This window comes from Rectinema subterraneum, assembly GCA_009768935.1.
Classification (GTDB): Bacteria; Spirochaetota; Spirochaetia; order Treponematales; family Rectinemataceae; genus Rectinema; species Rectinema subterraneum.
In genome coordinates this window covers 1-6,159 of sequence record WESA01000078.1, presented here as the reverse complement: position 1 = coordinate 6,159, position 6,159 = coordinate 1, and the positions used below count along the sequence as shown (strand labels likewise).

The following is a 6,159-nucleotide window of genomic DNA, read 5'->3' as shown; positions in this document are numbered from 1 at the left end:
CGGTAGTCAAGCTTGTCAAAGTCGGGCCATTTCTTCTGACAGCCGCCTTTTTTACCTATCCAGCTGTCTATGTTATTAGCGACATAATGACCGAGATCTATGGATATCGGCTGTCGATGAAGGCGATATGGGCGAATTTTGCCGCGCAGGCGCTCATGTCGGCGGTGCTTGCCTTTGCTACCTGGCTTTCGGGAACCGACAACGCTATCAATGACGCAATGAAGACGCTTTTTTCTTCCACATGGAGGATTGTCATCGGCTCCCTCGCTGCATATTGGGTCGGCGACTGGATGAATTCAGCCATTCTCTCGAAAATGAAGGTTGCGCAGAAGGGCAAGTGGTTTTTCCTGCGCGCGATGGGTTCGAGTTTGCCAGCGCACTTTGTCGATACGACCCTGTTCAATATCGTCGCATTTCTTGGCGTGTGGACTACAGGCGATATTGTTCGCAACGCGCTCTCCGAATCGTCGCTCGCAACTGTGTATGAACTGGCGCTTTTCCCCGTGACCTTCCTAGTGGTGAAACTATGGAAGCGGATTGAAGGCATCGATGTATTTGATGAGGGAATCAGCTACGCGCCATTCTGAGAAAGCTTTTCTATTTCCATCGAAAGCCAGTCATCGCTTCCGGTCCGCAAATCCTCAATTGATGCCCGTATTTCCTCGGCTCTCTTGCTTAATGTAGCGAGGGCTGCATGCTGGCTGTCGAGTTTGGTCTGGGCATCCACCGCGTGAGCGGAAGCCAAGTCGAGCGAAAGCTGGCGGAATTGGTTTGACATTGAATGGAGCTTGATTTCCAAGCTTTCCTTACGTTCGAGCAACGACTGATGTGCTTGGCGCTGTGCGTCGATTTCAGAAATGCTTTTATCGTAATCGGCTGCGAGGGCAGGGGGTGCAGTTCTTTTCTTGGCCTCGATGGCGGCGCGGTCTTTTTCGAGTTCTCTCAAGGGCATGGAAGCGACAAGGCCGTCCAATTCGTTCAGGGTAGTAGCAAGAAGGCGAATCTGGTCCATGCAGGCATGTGCTGATTTTTCAGCTTCGGGCAGTTCGTCGGGTGAGATTTTCTTGAATGCGGCTAAGCAGGTCTCTGCATCGGATGCTGCCTGGTTATAGACTGCGGCGTACTGTCCCATGGCAGCGGCATTTTTAGCAGAAATGGCGGAGCTGGAGGCGGCCGCTGGCCCGAGCGATTCAAAAAAGCGCCTCAGGCGTCCGGGCATTTTTGCAAGGAATTTTCGCCAGTTTCGATGCGGTATGCATCCAGTTTTGTACCGCTTGGCAGCTCCAGCTGTACATGAATAGTGCGAGCATCGACAGAAGGCGATGCATGCCATGCAGCGGCAGATACGCAGATGCCGCCAGCAGGTAGTACACGCACCAGCTCTTCCGCAATGTCAGCAGCACTTCCGATAGCTCCTCCCGATGATGTAAAAAGGACATCGCCGACATTGATGCCGATTTTCGCTTTGATTTGCGGTTTGAGGTTTTGCTGGATAAGGAGGGCTGCGCTGATTGCGGCCGCCGAAGTATCGAATGCTACAACCGCTCCTCCGTGCGAAGATTCGAGGAATCTGCCACTTTTTTCTTCTGCTGCAGCGCGAATTGTCTCCCTGAATTGCGCAAATGCCGCTCCTGCTTCTTCCTTGCCAAGCGCAAGCAGCGCGTCTGGTTTTGCAATTTCCGCATGCATGATTGCGCAGAGTCGGATTTCTTCGCCTGACATGTAGATGTAGGGTATATCTATGATGCGCTAAGGTCAAGCGGACTTGCGGATGCAGCCTGGTGTTGGGCCACATTTTGCCGCCTGCTATGTCCCTTGCGGCAGGATATCGAAGCTGGCAAACAAATCCGGTACAGAGACTCGCCGCAGCGCGAGTGATACTCTGCTGTCAACATGTATTCCCCGTGGAATACGTGTCTGGAACTCATATCCGAATTGTGGGATGAAAATCTGCCCTGTTTCGGCTGAAGCATCGAGCACAATGCCTTCGCCACGCCAGTCCGGGTTCATGCTGAGATAGACAAGTGTCCAATGCGCGCGAGAATCTCTTTCGGCCTGGCGGTTTTTGGCTGCTTGGTTGCTGTACCTGAACAGCCGCTCATTCATTGTATCAGCGCTGATGAGGAGGTCGGGCTCAGAAGGCGCATTGTTTCGGTCAAGCTTGTTCGCTGCGGCTAGAACAGCATGAATCTGGTAGTGCGCAAGTAGGTCCTGATAGCGCCGCAGAGGACTTGTCACCTGGGAATAAAACGAGAGCCCAAGGCCTGCATGTGCGGAGCACGTTGAACTTACAAGCGCAGCTCGCATCGATCGCCGTCGCATGAAATTTTCCGCAAGGCTTGAACTTGGCCCCGCACCGCAGCCGGCTAGATTCTCAGAAACAGGCGGATCCTGAGTCGCGAACGGGAAAGGGATTCCCTTCTCAAAAGCCCAGCGCGCCGCTGCTTCTCCTGCAAGGATCATAAGCTCCTGAACGATGCGTGCGGAGCGAGTCTGTGGCACCGGCAGAAAGGTCGGAAGGCCATCGACAACGTGCACCGCTACTTCCGGGAAATCGATATCGACCGCATTCTGGCGGCGCCTGAGCTCTGCTCGGACCGAAGCGATTTTCGAGAGCTTTTGCAGGACAGGATTGTCCTCGAGCATTGTATCGGCCTGTTCATAGGTAAGCCGCTGAACTGCTACCATGCTTGGCAAAATGGAAATATCGGCGATTTTCCCATCACCGCGAAGCGTTATCCTGAAAGACAAGGCCTTCGATTCTGCACTAAGCCCCAGGCCCATCTTCTGCACAAGCGCATCGGGCAGCATCGGTATGATTTTTTCAGGCAGATAGAGTGTTGAGCCGCGTTCCATAGCCTCAGCGTCGAGGCGCGAAAATGGTCCGACAATCGATGCTGGGTCAGCGATGTGGATCCAGACATTTTCTCCCTCGACTGAGATGGCATCGTCGGGGTCTTTCGACCATGCGTTATCGATGGCGTACGAGGGGAGAGCCCTCAAATCAAGCCGGTCTATTGCAAGCTCTTTGCGTTCTTCAAGTGCTGAAGGAGCTTCCGGTTCAGACATGATGCATCCATTACGTTCTGGCCACGGATTAGCAGCAAGATTCCAGTAACCGCTCGATAGAAGGGCTTCATGCACTGCTTGAGGCGCCAGTTTGATGCCAAGTTCGCGGGCAATTGGACTATCATCGGCCAGGCCTCGTGCATATCGACTCAGCTCCTCCAGAAATGGCTGGAAAGCTGAATTACCTTCGATCGGTGAAGAGTCTTTCTTCTTCCATGCTGCGCGAAATGCGACAAGAAATGCGGCTTTCGCTTCAGCTGCCTCTTTCTTTTTTTGCAGCTTGTCGCGTATTTTGTGCTGTTCCTCTTCGCTCCGGATGCGGATTCCTTCATCGAGCGTTTCGACAGCGGGATTGTTCGAGAGTTCGTGCCATGCAATGACAATGTGCTCAGGTTTTGGATCGCTCCATGCAAGTTCGGCAAAATCTTTCCAGGAAATAAGGGGAATGCCTTCTGGATGTTCAGTCTGAAGGAGTTCGAGGGCTTCCATTACTTCGTCCGGAGCCCGATTTTCGGGGAATCTGCTAATCGGGCCGGTATGCGCCATGGCTACATCTTTAGGTCGAACGCGCTTTTCCTCTGCATCGATGGTTCGTATCGAAATGCGGTCCAAATCAGCAGCAACAACGATTGCTGGCCGACCTTTGTACATGACAAGCGAATTGATAGGGAGCATGACTTGTTTATAGTCCGGAAAGTGCCGATATACAATAGTAGACCATAGAATGCATTGCTTGGCAGGCACGCTTGTGATATATTTTGTTTCCGCGAGCATAATGCGCTAAAATTTGAAAAACACAAGAGGAGTTTGAAATGACTGCTTTGCTGGTTGGTATCGGACTGATCATTATCTCGGTGCTCATGGTACTTCCTGGCGTTCTGGGATGGTGGAACGATGTGCTGGCCTTTCTGCGCGGTGCCATTCCGGTGTTTGCCGTCCTGATCGGCGCTCTGGCTGTGTTTATCGGAATTGCTGATATCAAGGATAAAATCGAAGAAAAGAAAGAAGAAGAAAAATCGAAAAACGCAGAAAATGAGCAGGAAACAAAGGAAGAGAAAAAGGACTAAGCCTCATATTTCTTGCTAGATGCTTGACAGATTTTTCAATCTGTGGGAATATGCACCCGCATTTTTAGAATACTCCACAATAAGGTGAAGGTATAGATAGATGAAGACTGTATTTGTAACTGCTGCGACAGCTGAGCGAAAATGGTACATCATCGATGCTGCAGGCAAACCTCTTGGTCGTGTGGCAGTAAAAGTTGCGTCAATTCTGAGAGGGAAAAATAAACCGACATTCACGCCAAGCCAGGAAACCGGCGACTATGTTATTGTTATCAATGCTGACAAGGTTGCTGTAACCGGCAGGAAACGGCAGAACAAGATGTATTACCATCATACTGGCTTCCCCGGCGGACTTAAGGATTACAGCTTCGACGAGCTAATCGATCGCAATCCGGTTTCTCCGATGGAAATTGCCATTCGTGGCATGCTGCCGAAAGGGCCTCTTGGGCGCAAGCTGTTCAAGAATGTGAAAGTGTACGCAGGCCCGAATCATCCGCATGCGGCACAGATGCCCATCGCAATCGATCTCTGATGAGGAAGGGGAACGAAATGGTCAAGAATATCAACCTTGGTATCGGCACAGGTCGTCGCAAGTGCGCAATCGCCCGCGTGTTCCTGCGTGAAGGTACTGGCAAAATAATTATCAACCAGAAAGAACTCAAGGAATACTTTCCTATCGAGGATCTTGTAGCAAAAGTACGCAAGCCCTTCCTCGTTACGGACAGTGAAAACAAATTCGATGCATTCATCACCGTAGTTGGCGGCGGTCCGACCGGTCAGGCAGGAGCGTGTGCGCATGGGCTTGCCCGCGCGCTCGCGCAGATTGATCCGGCGAATCATGTTTCGCTCAAGTCGAACGGTCTTCTCACTCGCGATCCCCGCATGGTCGAGCGCAAAAAATACGGCCAGCGCGGTGCTCGTCGGAGATTCCAGTTCTCGAAACGCTAAACCATGGCTTTACGGATTGAATCCGTTCGCGAAAAGGCCTCCGGAACGCTCGAATTGGCGCTCTCCGGAGGCCTTCTGTTTCATTTCGACAGCACTGATGTGCGATTATGCGGCATGCGCTTTGACAGCTCTTCAAGAATGCTCATAACTGATGATGGATCCCGACTGGAGTTTGCGCCCGAGGCAGAGGTAGAGAATGAAATGCTGGTATCGCTGCGGCGTCTGGATCAACTGCATGCTGCTCGAAAGGTTGCGCTTGGCCTTGTTGCTCGCGCTGAGCAGGCGTCAATTCAACTGTATGAAAAACTCGCAAAAAAAGGATTCACTAAAGAGACCGCACGCATTGCTGTTCAATGGATGTGCGAAAATGGCTATGTCGATGACCGGCGCTATGTGAGGCTTCTTCTGCAGTCGCATCTTGTGCGGAGAGGGCAGGGACCCGAGCGATTGAAAGCCATAGCATGGCCGCGTATCGGTTTGTTCGAGAATCCGAGGATCATTTTCGCGGAAGCATTCTCGAGCATCGAAGAAGAAAACCTTCTCGAAGCAATGCGCCGAAGTACGGAGAACCTGCTTAAGCGGGGCAAAATACCTGCTGGCTATCGCCGTACTATACTGGATGATGAAAATGCGGAAAATCCGGCCGCGCCCCTGTCCCGTTCGCGCAAATTGGCGTTTTTGCGATCATGGTTCAGGCAGGAAGGCTTTCCGAATTATGCGATTGACAGATTTTTGGAGTCATGGGAAATTGAGAACAAAGATGAAAGTTGAAAATACTATTTTCCGTTACTTGACAGACCTTACAACTAGATTCAATAATATGTCAGAAATTTCAAGTCGGAGGGGCGTATCGCATGGATGACGATATCCTGACCATTGAAGAAGTAGCCAAGTATTTGCGTGTATCCGAACGGACAGTGTACGACTGGGCTCAGAAGGGCGAAATCCCTTCCGGAAAGATAGGCACGGTTTGGCGCTTCAAGAAAAGCGAGATCGAACGATGGGTAAACGAGCGCCTTTCGTCGAACAGGCCTGTAGCCCTGATCAGCAGCGTAAGGATCCAGAATATCATTTCACC

At 51.5% G+C, this 6,159-nt stretch carries 9 protein-coding genes; 6 read left to right on the top strand and 3 right to left on the bottom strand.

The features are described from left to right. The coding region (locus GAP13_RS12390) for a queuosine precursor transporter (RefSeq protein WP_158908610.1) at nt 1–587 on the top strand (587 nt) is incomplete at its 5' end. Here GAP13_RS12390 and GAP13_RS12385 read toward each other — a convergent pair. The 3 genes from GAP13_RS12385 to GAP13_RS12375 form a co-directional block, all read right to left on the bottom strand. Continuing rightward, the gene (locus tag GAP13_RS12385) at nt 572–1,132 is read right to left on the bottom strand and encodes a hypothetical protein (protein ID WP_158908609.1); all 561 of its coding nucleotides are present in this window, start codon (nt 1,130–1,132) and stop codon (nt 572–574) included. The genes GAP13_RS12390 and GAP13_RS12385 overlap by 16 nt on opposite strands. A gap of 71 nt (nt 1,133–1,203) precedes the next feature. Then, a complete protein-coding gene (locus tag GAP13_RS12380; RefSeq protein ID WP_158908608.1) occupies nt 1,204–1,722 on the bottom strand; it encodes a hypothetical protein in 519 nt (172 codons plus the stop codon). 84 nt (nt 1,723–1,806) lie between these two features. Further along, nucleotides 1,807–3,744: a ribonuclease catalytic domain-containing protein gene (locus GAP13_RS12375; protein ID WP_158908607.1), complete on the bottom strand. Its 1,938-nt coding sequence runs from the start codon at nt 3,742–3,744 to the stop codon at nt 1,807–1,809. 137 nt (nt 3,745–3,881) lie between these two features. Here GAP13_RS12375 and GAP13_RS12370 point away from each other — a divergent pair, with 137 nt between their 5' ends. From GAP13_RS12370 to GAP13_RS12350, 5 genes are all read left to right on the top strand, one after another. After that, nucleotides 3,882–4,136, top strand: a complete 255-nt coding sequence (locus GAP13_RS12370) for a hypothetical protein (protein ID WP_158908606.1) — start codon at nt 3,882–3,884, stop codon at nt 4,134–4,136. Nucleotides 4,137–4,236: 100 nt separating this feature from the next. After that, complete coding sequence (gene rplM / locus GAP13_RS12365; protein ID WP_158908605.1) at nt 4,237–4,665, top strand: 50S ribosomal protein L13; 429 nt, start codon at nt 4,237–4,239, stop codon at nt 4,663–4,665. 17 nt (nt 4,666–4,682) lie between these two features. Continuing rightward, on the top strand, nt 4,683–5,081 hold the full coding sequence (rpsI, locus tag GAP13_RS12360) for a 30S ribosomal protein S9 (protein WP_158908604.1): 399 nt from the start codon (nt 4,683–4,685) through the stop codon (nt 5,079–5,081). 3 nt (nt 5,082–5,084) lie between these two features. Beyond that, nucleotides 5,085–5,852, top strand: a complete 768-nt coding sequence (locus tag GAP13_RS12355; protein ID WP_158908603.1) for a regulatory protein RecX — start codon at nt 5,085–5,087, stop codon at nt 5,850–5,852. A gap of 83 nt (nt 5,853–5,935) precedes the next feature. Next, nucleotides 5,936–6,159 (top strand): helix-turn-helix domain-containing protein (locus GAP13_RS12350; protein WP_158908602.1); only part of this gene is annotated, 224 nt, incomplete at its 3' end.